Source organism: Streptomyces sp. NPDC001406, assembly GCF_042895285.1.
Taxonomy (GTDB): domain Bacteria; phylum Actinomycetota; class Actinomycetes; order Streptomycetales; family Streptomycetaceae; genus Streptomyces.
Genome location: NZ_JBIAWG010000013.1, coordinates 1 through 19,551 on the forward strand (window position 1 = coordinate 1; position 19,551 = coordinate 19,551).

Sequence of the window (19,551 nt, forward strand, 5' to 3'; positions counted from 1 at the left end):
AAACGCCTCCACTCCGCACTCGGCTACAAGACTCCCGCAGAAGTCCACGCCGAGTACGAGGAGTTGCAGGCAGCGGCATAAGGAGAACCCTCAACACCGCTGTCCGAGAAGCGCAGGGCCCCTCAAACGCACGAGACGGCAGCGGTTACTGAAGTTGAATGCGTGATGTTGGTGCCCATGGCTGGCGCTGTTGGCGCCAGGCACAGTGGAGGCCGGCGAGGCCGACGCCGTCAGTAAATGATGGACACGATCTGGCACGCGGCTTCGGCGAGTCGACGATCTCCCTGCACATGTGCGCGGGACAGGGCATCCGCAGGATCGATGGTCCGCGTGGACAATCGCCAGGCGGTCTCGGTGTCCAGCAGTACAGTCGCGGTTGGCCGGCCGGTCGGCGCTTCGGCCAGCGACCATCGGTCCGCAGTGGCAGTCGCCGTCCAGCTGCCGCCGGCGGGGCCCTCGACGATCACCTGGACCTGCGCGCCGATGGGTGCTGACGTGCGTCGGAGTGTGTGGGGCAGGGCCCGCATGAAGGTGTCGAGGACCACGGCCAGGGCACGCGGCTCCGGGTCGGTGCCGCGTCCGATGGCGTGGCGGATCTGCTGCCGGTGAGTCCAGTGCTCGGTGAACTCCCGGGCGATGTCCAGCCACGCCGGCGCGGGGTCGACGCCTGCCCACGACACGCCCAGGGCGGCCGCGTCGAGGTTGGCCGTGGCGAATCGCTGGGCGAGTTGGGTGCCTGCCGCTGCGAGGGCGTCGATGAGCGAAGCAGGGCTGTCATCGGCGTGCAGCTCGACCCATTCCTGATTCGTGCGGTGGATGAACGCTTCAAGCGTCTCGCCGTCGGCGAAGCCGTTCCGGTAGCCGTGGCCGAGGCGGCTGTAGTAGTCACCGAGGAGGTGGGCGGCAACGTCGTGCACCGTCCAGCGCCCGGCTGCCGTCCTGCTCCAGTCGGAGGGCGTCAGACCACGCAGGGTATCGAGCAGCGAGCTGAGTTCCGGACCGAACAGCGCACGCGCGTCGATCGGGTTACCCAGCCAAGAAATGCCGGACACGCCGTTGGACTCGGGACTCATGGCCACAGCCTGTCAGCGAGAAGCCGTGGCCTGCCAGCGAATACTCCCGCCTGGGAGCGTCCGCGTGACCCACTGCGTCAGCGTCCGCGATCACTCCGGTGGCCGCGAGGCAGGCGTCTACCAGATCGGGGCTTGACCAGCGATCGGATACCCTCCTGCCGGTTGACGTCCGGCGGGTGGGCGGGCAGCTGGTGCGCCGGCCGCGCAAACTGCATCTCGTCGCGCTCGCGCCAGGCCCGGCGCCACCGTTCCACGGCCAGAGGGCTACCGGCACAACATGCGGATCCACACCGGGAAATGAACCACAGAGTCCCCCTGCTATGGTGCGCCGATGTCATCGATCAAGAAGTTCCAAGTGACCTTCGACTGCGCGGAACCTGAGCGCGTCGCTCGCTTTTGGTGCGAGGTGTTGGGGTACGTCGTACCGCCGCCACCGGAGGGGTTTGCCACGTGGGACGATTTCGACCGCTCGCTGCCGCCTGAGCGGCAGGGGGCAGCGTTCGCCTGCAGTGATCCCTCAGGCGTGGGCCCGCGGCTGTACTTCCAGCGCGTTCCCGAAGGGAAGGTCGTCAAGAACCGGGTGCATCTTGACGTGCGGGTCGGCACCGGGCTCGTGGGTGAAGAGCGCCTCGCCACGCTTGAGGCCGAGTGCGCACGGCTGATCGCGCTCGGCGCGGTACGCGTGCAACTGCTGCTCGCCGATGACGACAACGAGTCGTGCATCGTGATGCAGGACATCGAGGGCAACGAGTTCTGTCTCGACTGAGCATCCTCCGACCAGGCCGGTGCCCCGGTACCCGCCGTCCGCGATGACTGGGAAAGGCAACCTTCGGCATGGCTGTCATCCATCACACCGAGCTCAAGCCCACCAAGCTGGAGCTGCTCACCTCCTGGCTGCCCTCCCGTCCGTGGTACCGCGGTGGCTCGGCCGAACCGAAGTTGGCCAAGGCCGGCGGCTTCCGGCTGGACGATCCGCAGGGCGAGGTCGGGATCGAGTTCATCGTGGTCGCCGATGTCTCCGGCCCTCACCCGACCACCTACCTGGTGCCGCTCACCTATCGCGGTGCTCCGCTCGACGGGGCAGAGCACGCCCTCGTCGGCACCATGGAGCACGGCGTGCTGGGCCGGCGTTGGGCCTATGACGGCTGCCACGACGCAGTGCTGGTGGCCCAGTTGCTGGCTCTCATCGAGGGCAGGGTCCAGGCCCAGGACCAAAACATCAGCGACGTCCCCGACCTTGAGGTGATCAGCTCTTTCACCGGTGAAGGCTCCCTCTCCACAGACTTCACCAGCACCAGCACCACCGCCACCGCCACCGCCACTGACGATCAAGACAGCACCGAACTCAGACTGTCTGCGCCGCATGGCACTACCCTCCGCCTGCAGCGTGTCCTGCGGCCTGTCCCTGATAGCCCGTCTCTCCCTCCGCTTCGAGCGACCGGCCACGTCGCCGGCTCCTGGCTCGCACCGGACGGCACCCGCGCCCGGGGGCTGTTCGCCGCCCTGCACACCGGCCACCGGGCTTAGCCGCCACGCCCGCGGCCGACGTCAGGTGCTCGTGAGTATGACGAGTTGTCGGGTCGCCCGGGTCATCGCGACATAGCGGTCGACCGCTCCTTCGATGCCCTCGCCGAACCCCTCCGGGGCGACGAGGACGACCAAGTCGAACTCGAGTCCCTTCGACAGCTCCGGGGTCAGCGACTGGACACGGGACGTCGCGCGGAATGCGGGATCGCCGATGACGCAGGCGATCCCCTCGGCATGAGAGGCGAGCCAGGTGTTGAGGATCGAGTCCAGGTCCGAACCGGATCCGTGTACGACGGGGATGCCGTTGCCGCGGATCGAGGTCGGCACGTTGGCGTCCGGGAGTACGGCGCGGATGACCGGCTCCGCTTCCGCCATGATCTCTTCCGGCGTCCGGTAGTTGATGCTCAGCGAGGCCAGGTCGATCCGGTCGAGCCCGATCCGCGCGAGCCGTTCCTGCCACGACTCCGTGAAGCCGTGCCTGGCCTGCGCACGGTCCCCGACGATGGTGAAACTCCGGGAGGGGCAGCGCAGCAGCAGCATCTGCCACTCCGCGTCGGTCAGTTCCTGGGCCTCGTCCACGACGATGTGCGCGAACGGCCCGGCGAGCCGGTCCGGGTCGGTGCCGGGCAGTGCGGTCTCGTCGACCAGGCTGTCCCGCAGGTCCTGTCCGCGCAGCATCGTCACCACACCCTCACCGTCGTCATCGGCGGCGAGTACGTTGTCGATGATGGCCGCCATGCGCTCACGTTCCGCGGCGACGGAGGTCTCGTGCCGGCGCTTGCGTCGCGAGGCGTCCGGGTCGCCGAGCCGCTGCCGTGCCGCGTCCAGGAGCGGCAGATCGGACACCGCCCAGGCCTGGGCCTTTGCGCGCTGCAGCCGCTGAACCTCGTCGCGGCCGAGCCAGGGAGCGCACATCCGCAGGTAGGCCGGTACCGACCACAGGTCGCCGACGAGGTCGGCCGCTTCGAGCAGTGGCCAGGCGCGGTTGAAGGTGGTCCGCAGCTCCCTGTCCCGCAGCAGTGACCTCCGGAGCAGGTCGGGCGAGACGTCGCCGTCGTGCTTGTCGACCAGGATCGTGAGCAGTTCCTCCCAGACCTGGTCGCGCGCCTCGTTGTGCGGAGTGCCGGGTTCTGCCGCTTCGAACGCCACAGCCCAGTCGTCGGCGCTCAGCCAGATGTCGGACCAGTGGGTGGTGACCGTCATTCCCTTGGCAGGCGGCTCCTCGTAGAACCTGACGGCCGTTTCGATCGCCTTCACCATGGTCGCGGACGACTTCAGCAGGGCCACGCTCGGGTCGGCCTCGATCGCCGCCCCGGCTCCCTCGGCGACGAGGTCGCGCAGGGTGCAGGTCTGCACGCCCTCTTCTCCGAGGCTGGGCAGGACGTCGGCGACGTAGCCCAGGTAGGGCTGGTGGGGACCGACGAACAGTACGCCGCCCCGGCGGTGACCGAGGCGAGGGTCGGAGTAGAGGAGGTAGGCGGAGCGGTGCAGAGCGACGACGGTCTTTCCCGTACCCGGACCGCCGTCGACGACGAGGGCGCCGCGGGATCCCGCCCGGATGATGGCGTCCTGGTCGGCCTGGATGGTGCCGAGCACGTCTCGCATCCGTGGCGACCGGTCCCTGCCCAGGCCGGCGATGAAGGCGGACTGGTCGTCCAGCGCGGCGTGCCCGGCAATCCCGTCCGGTGCGAATACCTCGTCCCAGTAGTCGCTGATCCGACCTCGGGCCCAGCGATACCTGCGGCGGCTCGCCAGCCCCATCGGGTCGGCGTGGGTGGCTCCGAAGAACGGCTCGGCCGCGGGGGAGCGCCAGTCGAGCAGCAGCCGACGACCCGTACTGTCCGTGAGGCCGAGTCGTCCGACGTACACGGGCTCGGGGTGGTCCGCGCTGACCATGTGGCCGAGGCACAGGTCAAGACCGAAGCGACGCAGTGCGCGCAGGCGGGCGGTCAGCCGATGGATCTCCGCGTCCCGGTCCATCGCCTGCCGTCCTGCGCCCCCGGGCGCCTTGCGCTCGGCTTCGAGGCGGTCGGACAGTTCGGCGATCGACTGCGCGAGGCATTCCGCGATCGCCGCGAAGTGCTGTTCGTCGGAGGAGATCAGCGCCGGGTCGGCCTTGGGGGAGAGGCGCTCGGGAAGGTCGAATGCGCTGGTGGTCAGGGGGTTCACGTGATCAGCTCCGTTTTGAGGTCGCCGGCGACCTCGGCGCGTGCCAAGGCGTGCGGACCGGCGTGACGAATCCGGCGTGACGAATCCGGCGGCCATGACGGGCAACGCTCCGCCGGCGTGGGGTTCGTGGCCGCTCACGCGGGCAGGGGCGGCCTTTCTTGGCTGATCTCGTCCAGCAGCAGCTTCGCGGCCACCGTCGCTCCGTCGGTGCGGATCCTGCCGGCCACTGCGGTCGCTCGTGCACGCGTCTCGGGGGTCAGGGCCGCCTTGAGCGCGGCCGACAGGGACTCGAACGTCGGGGTCGGGCCGTCGTGCGCCGCGCCGATGCCCAACGCGGCCACCCGGCCGGCCCAGTGCGGCTGGTCCGCCAGCTGCGGTACCACCACCTGAGGCGCGCCGGCCCGCGCGGCCACCGTCGTCGTGCCCGCGCCGCCGTGGTGGACGACGGCGGCCATCCGGGCGAAGAGTGCCTGCTGGTTGACCTCGCCGATGACGAAGCAGTCGTCCTGGTCGTCGATCAGAGACAGATCGGCCCAGCCTCGGGACACGACAGCACGGCGGCCGTGCGCACGGATCGCCTCGATGGACACCCGAGCGGCATCCGTCGATGCGCGCATGGGCATGCTGCCGAAGCCCACGTACACCGGTTGTGTCCCGGCGTCCAGGAACGCCATCAACTCGGGCGGGAGCGGGCGTTCGTCGGGCAGGATCCACGCGCCGGTGTGCACGATGCCGAGCTCCGCCCCTTCCTGCCAGGGGTCCAGGGCCGGGTCCGTCGCCAGCCACGGCCGGTCGCCGATGACGTAGTCGCGGACGTTGTCCACCGGCGGCAGGCCGACCGACGCCCGTTGCGTGTTGAGCGCCTCACCGAACAGCGCGTTGATGTGCTGAGCGTCCAAGTCCCACAGCATCCGGTTGTCGGTGACCTCCGGCGGGAACGGCCGACCCGGATACGCCAGTGGCGCGTGGTGCGGCGACGGCAGGGTGAGCTGCTGGAAGGTCGCGTACACACAGCGGATGCCAAGTTTCTCGGCAACCGACCGCGCGCCGGCCGCCGCAGGCATCACACCGGTCGCCACAAGTACGTCACATCCCTCGGCCGCCGCGGTGACGGCGCCGAGCTGATCGGCGATCAAATCGGCGGCGCGCCGCGGCAGATCCGCCGGTGACGGCGGCGCCCCGGTCGTCAGTGCGCGCGCCGACCGGCCGAACGGCACCATCGGCACGCCGACACCGGCCAGCCGCCGCGCGAAGTCCTCGTCCGGAGGCGCGCACACGCGCACCTCCGCGCCGAGTTCCCGCAACCGCACCGCGAGTCCCACCAACGGTTCGACGTCTCCGCGCGACCCATACGTCACCAACAACACACGCACTCAGCGACTCCGATTTCCGCAGCTTCTGGCCTCGGCCGGCGATTCTGCGCCACGACCCGGGTCTTGCCGCAAGCCCCCCAGTGCGCTATACGTTGTACATGGCAAGGAGTGGGCAACCTCCCTTGCCTTTCCTTTTGCCCTCAGCAATTCCATCGCCCGAAAGAGCCTGCTGTGGTCTCCGATGACAGAGCGCCGTTGAGGATCAAGACGGATGCGGGGGGAGGTCTGTGGACGCTGGGCGCGTCAACCGGAGTGCTGGGGCGGCCAGTTGCCGTGGACGGCACCGTATACGTACGGGTGTCGGGAGACCGTATCGCTGCCGTCGACGCGGACGCCGGCCGGATCCTCTGGTACAGCGAGGCGCTCGCCGAAGCTGAGCCGGCCGGGCTGGCGCGCGCGGACGAGGTGGTCGTGGTCCCCGTACGACGGGAGTCCGACCGCAGCGGATTCACCGCCCTGGACGCGGCGACCGGCAAGGTGCGGTGGACCCGCCGCAAGTCCGGGCTGCACCGGGTTGCCGCCGTCGGGGCTACCGTGCTGCTCTGGAACGACACCAGTGACGACCGGGGGAAGATCGCCGGTTTCGACGCGCTCACCGGTGAGCCCTTGTGGGAAGACGAGTTCGAGCGGATCTGGGGCCTGCTGGTGCGCGGGGGCCGGGTGATCCTGGACGCCGGGGGCCACCGCGCCCTGGACGCCCGCACCGGCGAGGAACTCTGGCACCAGGGGTACGGCACCCTGCTCGGCCAGGGTGTGACGGGCGACGCGGAGTTCTTCCAGAGCTGGAATGACGGCTCCTACCCCGAACTGTCCCTGCGCTCCTGCGACACCGGCAGACAACTGACCACGACCCGCTTCCCGAAGCGGGCGCTGAAGCATTTCTTCGGGCCGCCCGCACCGGCCGACGGTGGCCGGGTGGTGTTCGGCAGGGCTTTCGAGCGTCGCGTGCAGATCTTCGCCCATGGCGGGCGGGAACAGGCCGAATCACTGGCCGGCCGGCGGCTCGGCCGATGGCGCTTCACCTCCTTCAGGGACCGGCCGGTTTGCGTCGGCGACTGGGTGTACGCGGTCACTTGGCGCAACCGGCTCCACGCGGCCGAGATCGGCGGGCGGCGCGGCCTGCGGCGGCTGACGGTGACTGCCCCGGACGGCCGGGCGGTGCAGGGGCCGACGGAGATCGCCGCCGGACCGGAACACCTGTTCGTTGCCGACGGTGACACCGTCGCGGCGGTCCGCGACGGCCGAGTGCTCTGGGCGGCGGCGACGCTCCCGTACGACGGGTCACCGGTGCCGCTCGGCACCGACCGCGTACTGTTCCGCTCCCGAAGCCGGGACCGGAAGGAGGTCCGGCTGCACTGTGCGGACGCGGAGACGGGTCGTCGCCTTCTTTGACGGGGCGGACAGTGCTGCGGTGAAGTCGTCCAGGGCCGCCAGGTTGTGGGCGCTGACGACGGCGTCGCAGTAGGGAAGCGCCGCGGCCATGCCGGCCACGAGCGGACGGTAACGAGGGCTTGCGGTGCGCGGGTTGACCCATACGACGCGGAAGGCGACCCGGGACAGCCGCGCCATGTGGGTGGCGAGGTCGGTGGGTGTGCCGGTGTCCCAGCCGTCGGAGATGATGGCGACCACGGCGCCGTGCGCCATGCCGCGCCGGCCGAACCGTTCGTTGAAGTCCGCCAGGCACTCCGCGATCCGGGTGCCCCCGGACCAGTCCGGTGCCGCCCGTCCGGCCCGTGCGAGGGCGTCGTCCGGCCCGGCCCGTCGGAGGACGGGTGTCAGGCGGGTGAGGCGGGTGGCGAAGGTGAAGACCTCGGCGTGGGTGGCGCGGGCGGCACAGTAGAGCAGTTGCAACATCGCGCGGGCATACGGCTCCATCGATCCGGAGATGTCGCAGAGCACGACGAGGTCGCGGGGGCGGGTGCGGGGCACGAAGCGGCGCAGCCGCAGCGGGTAGCCGCCGGTGCGCCGGCTGTCGGACAGGGTGCGGCGCACGTCGATGCGCGCACCGTGGTGTGCGGTCCGGCGTCGGCGGGAGGGCCGGGTCGGGGTGCGGAGCACCATGGTGCGCATCATGTCGGCGAGCCGCGCCAGTTCCTCGGCGGACAGGTCCGCGAAGTCGCGGTTGGCGAGCCGGTCGAGCGGACTGGCGGCGAGGGGGACAGGAGCCTTGCTCGGCTGTGCGTCGGCCTCCCGGCCGGCTCTGTCCGCGATGGCCCGCCGAGCGCCGGGGACGCGGCCAGGAACGGTGTTCGGGAGCGATCGGGCCGGGTCACCGGGTTGCCCGCGCCGCACTCCGCGGTCGCCCGGGCCGCCGAAGACCTCGCGGAAGACCGCGTCGAACGGCCCGATCTGCTCGCGGTCGGACACCAGGGTGGCGAGCGCACAGTGCCGCAGCTCGCGCGTCGTCGCCGGGGCCAGCACGGTGAGCGCGTGAGCGAAGCTCCGGGTACGGTCGGGGCCCACGGGGATCCCCGCGTCGTGCAGGGCGGCGGTGAACGAGGCGGCCAGTTCCGGCAGGTCAGGCATCGGAGCCTGCCTCCGCGTCGATCAGTTCCGCCAGTCCGGCCCGGCGCACGGCCTCCAGATCCTCGGCGTACTTGAGTACCGCGCCCAGGGTGCGGTCGGCGGCGTCGGCGTCGAGGACGGACACGCCCAGGGTGTGCAGCGCGCCGGCCCAGTCGATCGCCTCGGCGATGCCGGGCGGCTTGGTGAGCTCCTGCCGGGCGCGCAGCCGGGCCACCCCGCGTGCCACGCGCGGGGCCAGCCACTCGGCCGACTCCGGTACCCGTCTGCGGATGATCGCGGCGACTCGTGCGGTGTCCGGGTAGTCGATCCAGTGGTAGAGGCAGCGGCGCTTGAGCGCGTCGTGCAGATCCCGGGTGCGGTTGGAGGTCAGGACGGCCACCGGTGGTACCGCGGCCGTCCGGGTGCCCAGTTCGGGGATGGTGACCGCGGCATCGGCGAGCAGTTCCAGCAGGAACGCCTCGAATTCGTCGTCGGCGCGGTCCACCTCGTCGATGAGCAGCACCGCGGGCCGCGGTCCCGGGTGGCAGATCGCGGCGAGCAGCGGCCGTGGCAGCAGATAGTCCTCGGTGAACAGATCGGCGTCCCGCAGTGGCTCCCCGCGGGACTCGGCCAGCCGGATGGCCAGCAGCTGGCGTGGATAGTTCCACTCGTAGAGAGCCTCGGCCGAGGACAGCCCCTCGTAGCACTGGAGCCGGATCAGCGGGGTTTCGAGCACGGTGGCGAGCGCGCGGGCCGCCTCGGTCTTGCCGACGCCGGGTTCGCCCTCCAGCAGGATCGGCTGCCGCATGCGCACGGCCAGCAGCAGCGCCGTGGCCAGGGCGTCGTCGGCCAGATAGCCGACGGTGTCCAGCCGGGAACGCAGGGCGGAGACATCGGGTACGAGGGCGTCGAGGTCAGGCATGCGCGTACCGGGAGGGGTCGTCGGCGAAGGCGTGCTGGCACCCGGGCCCGCAGAAGTACACCGTGGTGCCGGCCCGGTCCAGTGAGAGGGCGGCGGGCGTGATCGGTACGGTCATCCCGCACACGGGGTCCACGCCCTCGGCCACGGCCTGCGGTGCGCCGGTGTCGGTTCCGGGGCGCGCGGCGCGGGCCGTTTGCGGCCTCAGCGCGATGATCTCGGCGTACACCGACAGTGCGATCTCCGCCGGGGTCCGGGCGCCGATGTCCAGTCCGGCCGGGGTGCGGACGTGCACGCGTTGTTCCTCGCTGAGATCCAGCCCGGCCAGCACCGTCGCGCCCCGCTTCGGACTGGCCACCAGCCCGATGTACGGGATCCCGGCGCGCGCCGCCTCGATGAGTACGCCCTCCTCGTCGCGGCCGTGCGTGGCGACGACGACGACGTCCAGATCGGGTGGCAGCGGCTCCCCGGGCGAGGCAGGCCGGGCGTCGAGGCCGAGGACGCGACCGACGTCGAGCAGCGCGCGGGCGATGGGGGCGTGTCCGTAGACGTACACCAGCGCCGGGGGGAGGTTGGCTTCGAGGAAGATGTCGAGCGTGCCGCCCGACAGGCAAGGATTGGCCACCGTGACCAGGCCTTCGACGGACTCCTGCGCGCCTTCGGTGCCGGTGTCCACGCCGGGCGTGATCCTCAGCAGCAGCGACTCTCCGGTCTGCAGCACCCGCAGGCCCTGCAACTGCACAGTCGCCTCGGCGCAAGTGCCGCCCACGAAGCCCTCGATGGTGCCGTCGGGCAGCACCAGCGCGCTGTCCCCGGGCTTGGCGCTCGTGGGCCGTTCCGCGTGGACGACGGTGGCCAGGACGAACGGCGTCCGGCCGTGCCGGAGCACGTCCGCCCGGGTCAGCAGTTCGGTGTTCGTCATCGCGGGCGCCTCAGGTGATCGCCAGGTCCGTGCGCAGCGGCCGGCCCTGCGCGGCCCGCCACACCGCGGCGGGCGTCAGCGGCATGTCGACATGGCGTACGCCGAGCGGCTTCAGCGCGTCGACCACGGCGTTGACCACCGCGGCGGGTGAGCCCACCGTGGCGGACTCGCCGACGCCCTTGGCCCCGATGGGGTGGTGCGGGGAGGGGGTGACGGTCTCGCCGAGTTCCCAGGACGGGCACTCGACCGAGGTGGGCAGGAGATAGTCCATGAACGATCCGCCGAGGCAGTTGCCGTCCTCGTCGAAGGCGATCACCTGCATGAGCGCCATGCCCAGGCCGTCGGCGAGTCCGCCGTGCACCTGACCCTCGACGATCATGGGGTTGATCCGGTTGCCGCAGTCGTCCACGGCGATGAACCGGCGGACCTTCACCTGGCCGGTGTTCGCGTCCACGTCGACGACACATATGTATGCGCCGAAGGGGAAGGTGAGGTTCGGCGGGTTGTAGACGCAGGTGGCGTCCAGCTGGCCCTCGACGCCCTCGGGCAGCTCCAGGTTGGAGTGTGCGGCGAGCGCGATCTCGGCCATGGTCCGTCCCTGGTCGGGGTCGCCCGTGACGAACCAGCGGCCCTTCTCCCATTCCAGGTCGTCCGGGCTCACTTCGAGCATCGCGGAAGCGACGATCTTCGCGCGTTCGCGCACCTTGCGGGCGACCATCGCGGTCGCCGCTCCGGACACCGGCGTCGAGCGCGACCCGTAGGTGCCGAGCCCGAACGGGGTCTGGTCGGTGTCGCCGTGCACCACCTCGATGTCCTCGGGCGGGATACCCAGTTCCTCCGCGACGATCTGCGCGAAGGTCGTCTCATGACCCTGGCCCTGGGTCTGTACGGAGATCCGCAGTACGGCCTTGCCCGTCGGGTGGACGCGCAGCTCGGCGCCGTCGGCCATGCCGAGGCCGAGGATGTCCATGTGCTTGCGAGGGCCCGCGCCGACCGCCTCGGTGAAGAAGCTGACCCCGATGCCCATCAGCTCCCCGCGCTCGCGCTTCTCGGCCTGCTCCCGGCGCAGGTCCTCGTAGTGCGCGATGTCCATCGCCAGCCGCAGGGCGCGCGGGTAGTCGCCGGAGTCGTACTCCCACCCGGTCTGCGTCCGGTACGGGAACTGGCCGGGCCGCAGCAGATTGCGCATCCGCAACTCGGCCGGGTCCATGCCGAGTTCGGTGGCGAGCACGTCGACCATGCGCTCGACCAGGTACACGGCCTCGGTGACGCGGAACGAACAGGCGTAGGCGACGCCGCCGGGCGCCTTGTTGGTGTAGACACCGGTCACGGCGCAGTGCGCGGCGGCCAGGTCGTACGAGCCGGTGAACACGCCGAAGAAGCCGGCCGGGAAATGCGTCGGCTGCGCGGTGGCGTTGAACGCGCCGTGATCGGCGATCACATGGACGCGCAGGCCCAGGATCTTCCCGTCCTTCGTCGCCGCGATCTCGCCGTGCATGTGGTAGTCGCGGGCGAAGGACGTGCTCATCAGGTTCTCCGAGCGGTCCTCCACCCACTTGACCGGCTTGCCGGTGACGATCGAACCGACGACCGCGCACACGTAGCCCGGGTAGATGCCGACCTTGTTGCCGAAACCGCCTCCGATGTCCGGGGAGATGATGCGTATCTTGTGCTCCGGGATGCCGGCCACCATTGCGTACAGCGTGCGGTGGGCGTGCGGGGCCTGCGTGGTGGACCACACCGTCAGCTTGCCGGTGATGGCGTCCATGTCCGCGACGGTGCCACAGGTCTCCAGCGGCGCCGGGTGCACCCGCGGATACAACATGTCCTGCGCCACCACGACCTCGGCGCCCGCGAACACCTCGTCGGTGCGCTCCTCGTCTCCCGCCGACCAGTCGAAGATGTGGTTGTCGCTCTGACCCTCCTTGTCGTCGCGGATCACCGGTGCGTCCGGCTCCATCGCCCGCAGGGCGTCGACGACCGGTGGCAGCGGCTCGTACTCCACATCGATCAGCTCGAGAGCGTCCCGCGCGGCGTAGCGGTCCTCGGCGACGACGAAGGCGACCTCCTGGCCCTGGAAGCGCACCTTGTCGGTGGCCAGCACCGCCTGGGTGTCGTACGAGATCGTGGGCATCCAGGCCAGCCCGAGACCGGCCAGGGTCTCGCCGGTGATCACGGCCTTGACCTTGGGGTGCGCCTCGGCGGCGCTGGTGTCGATCGACACGATCCGGGCGTGCGCCAGCGGGCTGCGCAGAATGGCGCCGTGCAGCATCCCGGGCAGCTGGACGTCGTCGACGTAGGTTCCGTGGCCGCGGACGAACCGCGCGTCCTCCTTGCGGGTCATCCGTCCGAAGCCGACCGGCCGTTCCTCGGTGGTCGTCATGCCCGCACCTCCTCGCGGCCGGGCGCCGGCTCTTCGCGAGCGGGCGCCGGCTCGGTGCCCGCGTCCGCGGTCCGCGCCCCGCCGCCGTGCTCGGCAGCCCAGCGGATGGAGCGCACGATGTTCTCGTAACCGGTGCAGCGGCACATCTGTCCGGAGATCGCCGCGCGGATGTCCTCCTCGGACGGATCCGCGTTGTGGTCGAGCAGCCAGCGGGCGGTCATCATCATCCCCGGCGTGCAGAAGCCGCACTGCAACCCGTGGCAGGCGACGAATCCCTGCTGCACCGGGTCGAGTTCGGCGCCGTGCGCCAGACCCTCGACGGTGCGCACCTCATGGCCGTCGGCCATGACCGCGAGCACGGTGCACGACTTGACCGGCGTTCCGTCCAGCCATACGGCGCACACCCCGCAGTTGGAGGTGTCGCAGCCCCAGTGGGTGCCGGTGAGCCCTAGTTCGTCACGCAGGAAGTGGACGAGGAGCAGCCTGGGCTCGACGTCCCTCGTGTGCTGCTCGCCGTTCACGGTCACGGTGATCCGCATGTCACGCCTCCTGCCCCTGGGCGCGTGCGGCGGCGGCGCGCAGCGCCCGGGTGGTGAGCTCGGCGGCCAGATGCCGCTTGTAGTCGGCGGGGCCGCGCTGGTCGGCCGTCGGCCGGCACTCCTGCGAGGCGATCCGGCCCGCCTCGGCGAAGGCCTCGTCGTCCGGCCGCCCGCCGCGCAGGAAGTCCTCGGCCTGCTCGGCCACGAACCGCGGCGCACCCACTGCCGTCAGCCCGATGCCGGCCTCGGTGATGACCCCCTCGGAGATCTCCAGCACCGCGCCCGCGGCCACGACCGCCCAGTCGCCGACCCGGCGCTCGACCTTGCGGTAGGCGCTGGCGTGCGAACGGATGGGCACGCGGACCTCCACCAGGAGCTCCGCCTCGTCCAGGGCGGTCTCGTACGGTCCGAGGAAGAACTTTCTGATTCCGATGGTGCGCCTGCCGCGGGGGCCCTGGGCGACAAGGGTCGCGCGCAGTGCCGAGAACGCCGCGGACAGGTCCTCCGACGGATCGGCCTGGCACAGGGAGCCGCCCACGGTGCCGCGGTTGCGTACGAGCGGATCGGCGATGACCCGTTCCGCGTCCCGCAGGATGGGGAAGTGCTCGCCGACGACCGGCGAGGCGAGCAGCTCGGCGTGGCGGACCATCGCCCCGACGGACAGGTCGTGCCCGTCCACCCGGATCAGCGCCAGCTCGCCGAGGCCGTTGATGTCGATCAGGGCTTCGGGCTGGGCCAGCCGCAGCTTCATCATCGGCAGCAGGCTGTGTCCGCCCGCCACCACCCGGGCCTCGCTGCCGTAGCGTGTGAGCAGCTCGATCGCATGCTCGACGCTGGAGGCCGTCTCGTACTGGAAAGCAGCCGGAACCTGCATCGGGCCCTCCTGGAACGTTGTGCCCTCCGCTGTGCAGTGATGCTGCGCTCTCCCGTACCCGCCATGCAATGGGGCGATAAGCATTCACTTATCCCGCCAAACGCGGGAAAATCGGATGGTGACCGTCACCCAGCTCAGCACCTTCGTGCTGGTTGCCCGGCTCGGTTCGGTGAGCGCCGCGGCGCGGACGCTGGACGTGAGTGAGTCCGCGGTGTCGCAGGCGCTCACCGCGCTGCGCACCCACTTCGGCGATCCGCTCATCCAGCGCACCGGCGGCGGTGGAATGCGTCTGACGCCGGCGGGGGCGCGGCTGCTGCCGGTCGCGTCCCGGATGGTTGCGCTGAGCGCGGATGCCGAGACGGCGGTGCGGGCGGCGCGGGGCGCGCCCGACGAGCTGCGGGTCGTGGCCACGAGCACGCTCGCGGAATTCGTCCTCCCTTCGCTCGTGGAGGCCTTCGCCGACCGCTCGGGGCGCAGGACCGAGACCTCGTTCGGGGTGGCCGCCGGCAACGAGATCCGCGTGCTGGTGGAGAACCGGCTGGCCGACGTCGCGCTGGGGCCGTATCTCGGCGCCGCGCGCAGGGGCGAACTGGTCAGCGAGCCGCTGTTCCGCACCCAGCTGGTCGTGGTGACCGGCGCCAGGTCGCCACGACCGCCCGGTCCACCGCCGCAGTGGTCGTGGCTGGTCGACTCCTCCGGAACCGATCCGGACGCGGACTCCGGGCGGCTGCTGCGCAGGCTCGGTGTGGCCGAGGGGCATGTGTTGGTGTTCCCCAACCAGGCCGCGACCTGGGCCGCCGCCGCCGAGGGCGCGGGCGTGGCACCCGCGCCGGCCCATCTGGTGTCGCCCCGCATCCGCCGCGACGACCTGCGCATCCTGGAGACCCCGGCCACGCCCTGGGATGCCACATGGCACGCCACCGTCCTGCCGCCCGAGCACCGCTCCCCGGCCACCGACGCGTTCCTGCACTTCCTGCACACCCCCGCGGCAACCCGCATCATGCGCGCACCCGGCGCAGGCGTCCCACCGTCCCGGTTCCGGCCGCCGGTGTACGTCACGCTGTGGGGCGGGTGAGGGGAGATCACCGATCACGATCGCCCCGCACCTCGCCGCCGTAGTTGTCCTGCCCCGGCAATGGCGCCGATCGGCTCAGCGGGAGGCGTCGCCGACCGCCCAGGACTCCATCGGCGTCATCCCTGGCAGATGCCGCGCGTGTAGTCGTACGTGGCTGTTGCGCGGGAGTATGTCCACTGGGGGTCGAGCAGCTTCGTTTTGAGCTGTCCGGCAGCTGTGGGGCTTTCCACGATGTAACCGAAGTCCTGCAGCCACGCCGGGTACAGGTTCTTGGACCCGATGTAGAAGGCCGAGCCGTCCACGGACACCAGCTTGTGGTGCTGTGCGTACGGCTTTCCGTCGGCCCATGTCGCGCTGTCGGCAAAACGGCTGATGGCGAGTTGCAGGTTGGCACACATGGCTGCCCTGGCCTGCGGCAGGCTGCCGGTGACGAGTTCGAGCCGCTTGCGCAGCACGTCGCTGATTTCGTTCAGCGACTTGATCTGGGAGTAGCCGCCGCTGCCGATGGCTCCGCGGTTGGCGGGGTCGCTGACCACGATGCGGACCTTCACGCCGTCCGCCAGCTTCGCCGCGAGTGTGTCGTACAGGCGGATGTCGTAGCGCGGCAGCGGCGGACAGGTGGCGTTCATGTCCTGCTGGGAGATTTCGACATGGTCCTTGGCGCTGCCGATGAGCGCGCGCAGGGCGCTCTCTTCGGGGTTCACCGTGTCGTAGTCACGGTCGGCATTGGTGTAATCGTGCACGCCGACCAGGCACTTGGTGTCGGCAGCGGTGGGGAGAGCCGGCCGGAACGAGGACGACGGGTCGATGTTCTTGATGCCGACTCCGAGGCCGCCCACTGCCATCACCGGAACATCCCCGTCGGCGAGCCCCGGGTGGACGTCGCCCTCCAACGAGGCCATGCAGTCGGCGCCTTGGGACGAGGCGAACCAGACCTTGCCGGGGTTGCTCCGGTTGTCGCAGGTCCAGGACCACAGCTGGTCCAGGTACCGGCTCGCGGAGCGTGCGGCGGGGCCGGACAGGGCCAGATCGACGTCGGACACCGGGTGGGTGGTGTCGAGGTAGTCGTTCTTCCAGTTGTTGATGCCCCCGGTGATCACCGACTGGCCGTCCACCACGAGGAGCTTGGAGTGGTTCCATGAGAACCCGGTCTTCGAGGTCGTCATCGACGCGACGTCCAGCGTCACGTTGTCCGCGGCATCACCGAGTTCGGTGCGCAACTCGTCGCGGTATTTCGACGGCACCACGTTCAGGTGGTAGATCGGTGCGGCTCCCACGAGGACGCGCACCTTGAGTTTGTTTCCTGCCTGTGCCGACTTCTTGAGGCCTGCGACGATCGCGTCCTGGAACGCGCCGTCGGGGAACGGCGCCAGAGATGATATGTCGACGGTCCGAGTGGCCCTGGAGATGTTCGCTTCCATCTTGGCGAGCAGCTTCCGCGTACCGGGCCGCTCCGCGCAGGCGGCGTCACCCCAGCAACCCGGTGTCTGCAACAGCCAGTCGGACGGATCACCGCCACCCGCGTCGAGCGTATTCCCGTCGGTACGCTCCCAGACCTTCCCCTCCAGGCCCGGTGAGACCTCACGAAGGGCGCTCTCGACACGGTCGAGATGGGGAGTCGGCGAGTCGGCCAGGGCCGGGGTCGTGGGCAGCGTCGCACTGATGAGCACGAAGAGCGTGGCGGTTCCCATGAGATGGTCTAAGCGGCGACGGAGCCGGGTGCGAGCCAAAGTCTGAGTCCTTGTCGAAATGTCATGGTGCTACGCGGGCGCCGGCAGGTTCGGGGCACCAGACGTCGTCTGTCTGCCGAGCCGCAGGTCAGGCCGACGAATGATCAAGTGAATGTATCAACCGGGGGCGTCCTCTCGACCCGCGCCCAGATCAGTTCGGGCCACGGCACGTGCGGGGACGGCGCGTACCGGTCATCCACAGCTTTGATCTGCAGTCGCGAGATTCAGTGCCGCCCAACAGCCGTGACTCTGTGGCGAGCGTCACAGCGCAAGGGTCGAACTTCGACGCCCGCCATGCATCTTGTCGACGCCAATCACCGGCCGGCGGCGGAACAGCGGCGCGCTGGGAGGTCTCGTCACAGGGGTGTTGCTCCTCGTGCAGGACCGCCGTCGCGGGGCCGGTCTCGACGCTCTGATCCTGGAGATCAGCACCGTCGTGTATTTCGTCGTGGTCGGCGCCGTGGCTGGCGCCCGGCCGGACTCGGCACTCTCGGAGCACACCGACGTCGTCTCCTTCGCCTGGCTTGCCGCCACCGCCTGGGGGACCTTGGCGATCCGTCGCCCCTTCACGCTGGGCATCGCCAAGCGCCAGACACCCAGCTGTCTCGGCGGTAGGAGAGGGGTCGGTCGCCGTGACGTCGAAGCCGCGTACGAGATGGGGCGTCGCCCAGCTCGCACCGATCGTGCCGGTCCCGACGATCGCCACGCGGTGGACGGGCCTGTGAGATTCCATGGCTGCGGTGTTCATGGGCCCAGCCTCATCCCGCGGAAACACCCGGCGCATCGGGCTGCGAGCCCAGGTCTCGGGCGCTGCCTCGGTACCGCGGTCCAGGGCCCTTCGTCACACGCCGATGATCAGGGCGAGCCCGAAGCCCGCGACCGCCAGGCACGCCGCGAAGCACAGCACCGCGGCCGCGGTGGCGGCTGTCCGGATGGCGCGGGCGTGTTCTCCGCCCTCGCCGTCGTCATGGGGCCAGGCGGCGATGCCGAGGGAGAACAGCACGACCGTGAGCAGCGTGATACCGAGGCTCACCGCGAACACGCCGCCGAAGGCGCCCCAGTCGATGTTCATCGCCGTGCTTCCTTTCGCCGGCGGACGGGACGGCCGCCCGGCTTTCACGCCGCGGTCTGCTCCGCGTGCTCGGACAGTCGGGCGGGCAGTTCGTTGACGTTGTCCGGGGTCACGGCGCGACGGCGCGACAGGGCCCAGAACCCGGCCGTCGCGGCCGCCGCGGCGGCGGCCACCAGGGCCACGCCCGCCGTGCCGTGGTCGGCGATCCAGGCGGCCACACCACCGATGGCCGCCGCCGAGGGCAGCGTGAGCAGCCAGGACACCGCGATGCGCCCGGCCACGCCCCACCGCACCTGGGCCAGTTTGCGCCCCAGGCCGGCGCCCAGGATGCTGCCGGTGCACACCTGTGTGGTCGACAGGGGGAATCCCATGTGGGACGAGGCCAGAATCACGGTCGTCGCGCTGGTCTCGGCCGCGAAGCCCTGAGGTGCCTCGATGTCGGTGAGCCCCTTGCCCATGGTGCGGATGATCCGCCAGCCGCCCGTGTACGTGCCGAGAGCGATCGCCAGTCCGGAGGTGAGCACCACCCACCAGGGCGGCCCGGAACCGTGGGTGAGCACCCCGGCGGAGATGAGGGCCAGGGTGATGACCCCCATGGTCTTCTGCGCGTCATTGGTGCCGTGTGCCAGCGCGACCAACGACGCCGAACCGATCTGGCCCCTGCGGAATCCGCTGCGCGCCTGACCGGGAGCCGTGCGCCGGGTGATGACGTAGGCGAGGTAGGTCGCCAGCACTGCCACGACGCAGGCGACGATCGGCGACAGGACGGCAGGGATCACGATCTTCTCGATGATCGCCCCGAACTGCACCGCGGACCCCCCGGCGCCCACCCACACAGCACCGATCAGCCCCCCGAACAGCGCGTGCGACGAACTCGACGGCAGCCCGGCGAGCCAGGTCATCAGGTTCCACAGGACCGCGCCGACGAGTCCGGCGAAGATCATCACCAGGGACACCTTGGCGTCGTCCACGATGCCGCCGGAGATGGTCTTGGCGACTTCCGTGGACAGGAACGCGCCCGCCAGATTGAGCACCCCCGCGACGATGACGGCCGCACGGGGCCGCAGTGCCCGGGTGGCGATCGACGTCGCCATCGAGTTGGCCGTGTCGTGGAAGCCGTTGGTGAAGTCGAAGGCCAGAGCCGTCAGGATGACTACGACGAGGAGAAACGAGACGGTACCCACTGGGAGACCTCCCGAGGCAGGCTGGACCCGCGCCCGCCTGCCGTCTCAGCTCGGACGCGTCGTGTCTTCCACGCTAAGCGGCGTCCTACCGGCCCGCGACCGTGAGGCGCAGCTCAGGCCTGGGGTTCAGCTCATGGGGTGAAGCCCGGGGTTCAGCTCATGGAGTGAAGGGAGAGGGCAGGGCCGCCCCGACGGGACGGCCCTGC

The 19,551-nt window shown here is 70.4% G+C and carries 17 protein-coding genes; 4 read left to right on the forward strand and 13 right to left on the reverse strand.

Annotation, left to right across the window (positions count from 1 at the left end; genetic code table 11):
- Positions 1–230 precede the first annotated feature (230 nt).
- Positions 231–1,073, reverse strand: coding sequence for a maleylpyruvate isomerase family mycothiol-dependent enzyme (locus tag ACFY1J_RS29485; protein WP_390732282.1), 843 nt, complete (start codon positions 1,071–1,073; stop codon positions 231–233).
- A gap of 331 nt (positions 1,074–1,404) precedes the next feature.
- On the opposite strand from ACFY1J_RS29485, the gene ACFY1J_RS29490 reads away from it, so the two are divergent.
- Entirely contained in the window at positions 1,405–1,839 is a 435-nt protein-coding gene (locus ACFY1J_RS29490) for a VOC family protein (protein ID WP_390711240.1), read from the forward strand.
- A 68-nt stretch (positions 1,840–1,907) separates the two neighbouring features.
- Positions 1,908–2,600: a 1,4-alpha-glucan branching protein gene (locus ACFY1J_RS29495; RefSeq protein WP_390732283.1), complete on the forward strand. Its 693-nt coding sequence runs from the start codon at positions 1,908–1,910 to the stop codon at positions 2,598–2,600.
- Between the two features lie 21 nt (positions 2,601–2,621).
- Here the strand turns inward: ACFY1J_RS29495 and helR are convergent, their stop codons facing one another.
- Together helR and ACFY1J_RS29505 are read right to left on the reverse strand one after the other, a co-directional pair.
- Positions 2,622–4,769: an RNA polymerase recycling motor ATPase HelR gene (gene helR, locus ACFY1J_RS29500; RefSeq protein ID WP_390711238.1), complete on the reverse strand. Its 2,148-nt coding sequence runs from the start codon at positions 4,767–4,769 to the stop codon at positions 2,622–2,624.
- Positions 4,770–4,903: 134 nt separating this feature from the next.
- Positions 4,904–6,142, reverse strand: coding sequence for a glycosyltransferase (locus ACFY1J_RS29505; RefSeq protein ID WP_390711237.1), 1,239 nt, complete (start codon positions 6,140–6,142; stop codon positions 4,904–4,906).
- A gap of 171 nt (positions 6,143–6,313) precedes the next feature.
- Here ACFY1J_RS29505 and ACFY1J_RS29510 point away from each other — a divergent pair, with 171 nt between their 5' ends.
- Positions 6,314–7,534, forward strand: coding sequence for a PQQ-binding-like beta-propeller repeat protein (locus ACFY1J_RS29510; protein ID WP_390732284.1), 1,221 nt, complete (start codon positions 6,314–6,316; stop codon positions 7,532–7,534).
- Here the strand turns inward: ACFY1J_RS29510 and ACFY1J_RS29515 are convergent.
- The 6 genes from ACFY1J_RS29515 to ACFY1J_RS29540 are packed head-to-tail and all read right to left on the reverse strand — an operon-like array spanning position 7,424 to position 14,284.
- Positions 7,424–8,668 carry a VWA domain-containing protein gene (locus tag ACFY1J_RS29515; RefSeq protein WP_390732285.1) on the reverse strand — a complete coding sequence of 415 codons (1,245 nt, stop codon included), beginning with the start codon at positions 8,666–8,668 and terminating at the stop codon, positions 7,424–7,426. The genes ACFY1J_RS29510 and ACFY1J_RS29515 overlap by 111 nt on opposite strands.
- Positions 8,661–9,569, reverse strand: coding sequence for an AAA family ATPase (locus tag ACFY1J_RS29520; RefSeq protein WP_390711234.1), 909 nt, complete (start codon positions 9,567–9,569; stop codon positions 8,661–8,663). The genes ACFY1J_RS29515 and ACFY1J_RS29520 overlap by 8 nt, the downstream gene beginning before the upstream one ends.
- The gene (locus ACFY1J_RS29525; protein ID WP_390732286.1) at positions 9,562–10,488 is read right to left on the reverse strand and encodes an XdhC family protein; all 927 of its coding nucleotides are present in this window, start codon (positions 10,486–10,488) and stop codon (positions 9,562–9,564) included. The genes ACFY1J_RS29520 and ACFY1J_RS29525 overlap by 8 nt, the downstream gene beginning before the upstream one ends.
- Before the next feature lie 10 nt (positions 10,489–10,498).
- Positions 10,499–12,871 carry an aerobic carbon-monoxide dehydrogenase large subunit gene (locus ACFY1J_RS29530; RefSeq protein ID WP_390732287.1) on the reverse strand — a complete coding sequence of 791 codons (2,373 nt, stop codon included), beginning with the start codon at positions 12,869–12,871 and terminating at the stop codon, positions 10,499–10,501.
- The gene (locus ACFY1J_RS29535) at positions 12,868–13,410 is read right to left on the reverse strand and encodes a (2Fe-2S)-binding protein (protein WP_390732288.1); all 543 of its coding nucleotides are present in this window, start codon (positions 13,408–13,410) and stop codon (positions 12,868–12,870) included. The genes ACFY1J_RS29530 and ACFY1J_RS29535 overlap by 4 nt, the downstream gene beginning before the upstream one ends.
- A 1-nt stretch (position 13,411) precedes the next feature.
- Positions 13,412–14,284, reverse strand: coding sequence for an FAD binding domain-containing protein (locus ACFY1J_RS29540; RefSeq protein WP_390732289.1), 873 nt, complete (start codon positions 14,282–14,284; stop codon positions 13,412–13,414).
- Between the two features lie 115 nt (positions 14,285–14,399).
- Here ACFY1J_RS29540 and ACFY1J_RS29545 point away from each other — a divergent pair, with 115 nt between their 5' ends.
- Positions 14,400–15,359, forward strand: a complete 960-nt coding sequence (locus ACFY1J_RS29545; RefSeq protein ID WP_390732290.1) for a LysR family transcriptional regulator — start codon at positions 14,400–14,402, stop codon at positions 15,357–15,359.
- A 116-nt stretch (positions 15,360–15,475) separates the two neighbouring features.
- Here ACFY1J_RS29545 and ACFY1J_RS29550 read toward each other — a convergent pair whose 3' ends face one another.
- The 4 genes from ACFY1J_RS29550 to ACFY1J_RS29565 form a co-directional block, all read right to left on the reverse strand.
- Positions 15,476–17,050, reverse strand: a complete 1,575-nt coding sequence (locus ACFY1J_RS29550; RefSeq protein WP_390732291.1) for a phospholipase — start codon at positions 17,048–17,050, stop codon at positions 15,476–15,478.
- A gap of 190 nt (positions 17,051–17,240) precedes the next feature.
- Positions 17,241–17,873, reverse strand: a complete 633-nt coding sequence (locus tag ACFY1J_RS29555; protein WP_390732292.1) for a 3-hydroxyacyl-CoA dehydrogenase NAD-binding domain-containing protein — start codon at positions 17,871–17,873, stop codon at positions 17,241–17,243.
- 57 nt (positions 17,874–17,930) lie between these two features.
- Positions 17,931–18,161, reverse strand: a complete 231-nt coding sequence (locus ACFY1J_RS29560; RefSeq protein ID WP_390711227.1) for a hypothetical protein — start codon at positions 18,159–18,161, stop codon at positions 17,931–17,933.
- Positions 18,162–18,205: 44 nt separating this feature from the next.
- Positions 18,206–19,345 (reverse strand): anion permease, encoded by a 1,140-nt coding sequence (locus ACFY1J_RS29565; protein ID WP_390711226.1) that lies wholly within the window; start codon positions 19,343–19,345, stop codon positions 18,206–18,208.
- Between the last annotated feature and the right edge of the window lie 206 nt (positions 19,346–19,551).

What these genes read in the sequence shown, in the direction of transcription:
- ACFY1J_RS29485 (WP_390732282.1), bottom strand. Translation starts at nt 1,073, where the DNA reads ATGAGTCCCGAGTCCAACGGCGTGTCCGGCATTTCTTGGCTGGGTAAC.
- ACFY1J_RS29490 (WP_390711240.1), top strand. Translation starts at nt 1,405, where the DNA reads ATGTCATCGATCAAGAAGTTCCAAGTGACCTTCGACTGCGCGGAACCT.
- ACFY1J_RS29495 (WP_390732283.1), top strand. Translation starts at nt 1,908, where the DNA reads ATGGCTGTCATCCATCACACCGAGCTCAAGCCCACCAAGCTGGAGCTG.
- ACFY1J_RS29515 (WP_390732285.1), bottom strand. Translation starts at nt 8,668, where the DNA reads ATGCCTGACCTGCCGGAACTGGCCGCCTCGTTCACCGCCGCCCTGCAC.
- ACFY1J_RS29520 (WP_390711234.1), bottom strand. Translation starts at nt 9,569, where the DNA reads ATGCCTGACCTCGACGCCCTCGTACCCGATGTCTCCGCCCTGCGTTCC.
- ACFY1J_RS29525 (WP_390732286.1), bottom strand. Translation starts at nt 10,488, where the DNA reads ATGACGAACACCGAACTGCTGACCCGGGCGGACGTGCTCCGGCACGGC.
- ACFY1J_RS29530 (WP_390732287.1), bottom strand. Translation starts at nt 12,871, where the DNA reads ATGACGACCACCGAGGAACGGCCGGTCGGCTTCGGACGGATGACCCGC.
- ACFY1J_RS29535 (WP_390732288.1), bottom strand. Translation starts at nt 13,410, where the DNA reads ATGCGGATCACCGTGACCGTGAACGGCGAGCAGCACACGAGGGACGTC.
- ACFY1J_RS29540 (WP_390732289.1), bottom strand. Translation starts at nt 14,284, where the DNA reads ATGCAGGTTCCGGCTGCTTTCCAGTACGAGACGGCCTCCAGCGTCGAG.
- ACFY1J_RS29545 (WP_390732290.1), top strand. Translation starts at nt 14,400, where the DNA reads ATGGTGACCGTCACCCAGCTCAGCACCTTCGTGCTGGTTGCCCGGCTC.
- ACFY1J_RS29550 (WP_390732291.1), bottom strand. Translation starts at nt 17,050, where the DNA reads ATGGGAACCGCCACGCTCTTCGTGCTCATCAGTGCGACGCTGCCCACG.
- ACFY1J_RS29555 (WP_390732292.1), bottom strand. Translation starts at nt 17,873, where the DNA reads ATGCGCCGGGTGTTTCCGCGGGATGAGGCTGGGCCCATGAACACCGCA.
- ACFY1J_RS29560 (WP_390711227.1), bottom strand. Translation starts at nt 18,161, where the DNA reads ATGAACATCGACTGGGGCGCCTTCGGCGGCGTGTTCGCGGTGAGCCTC.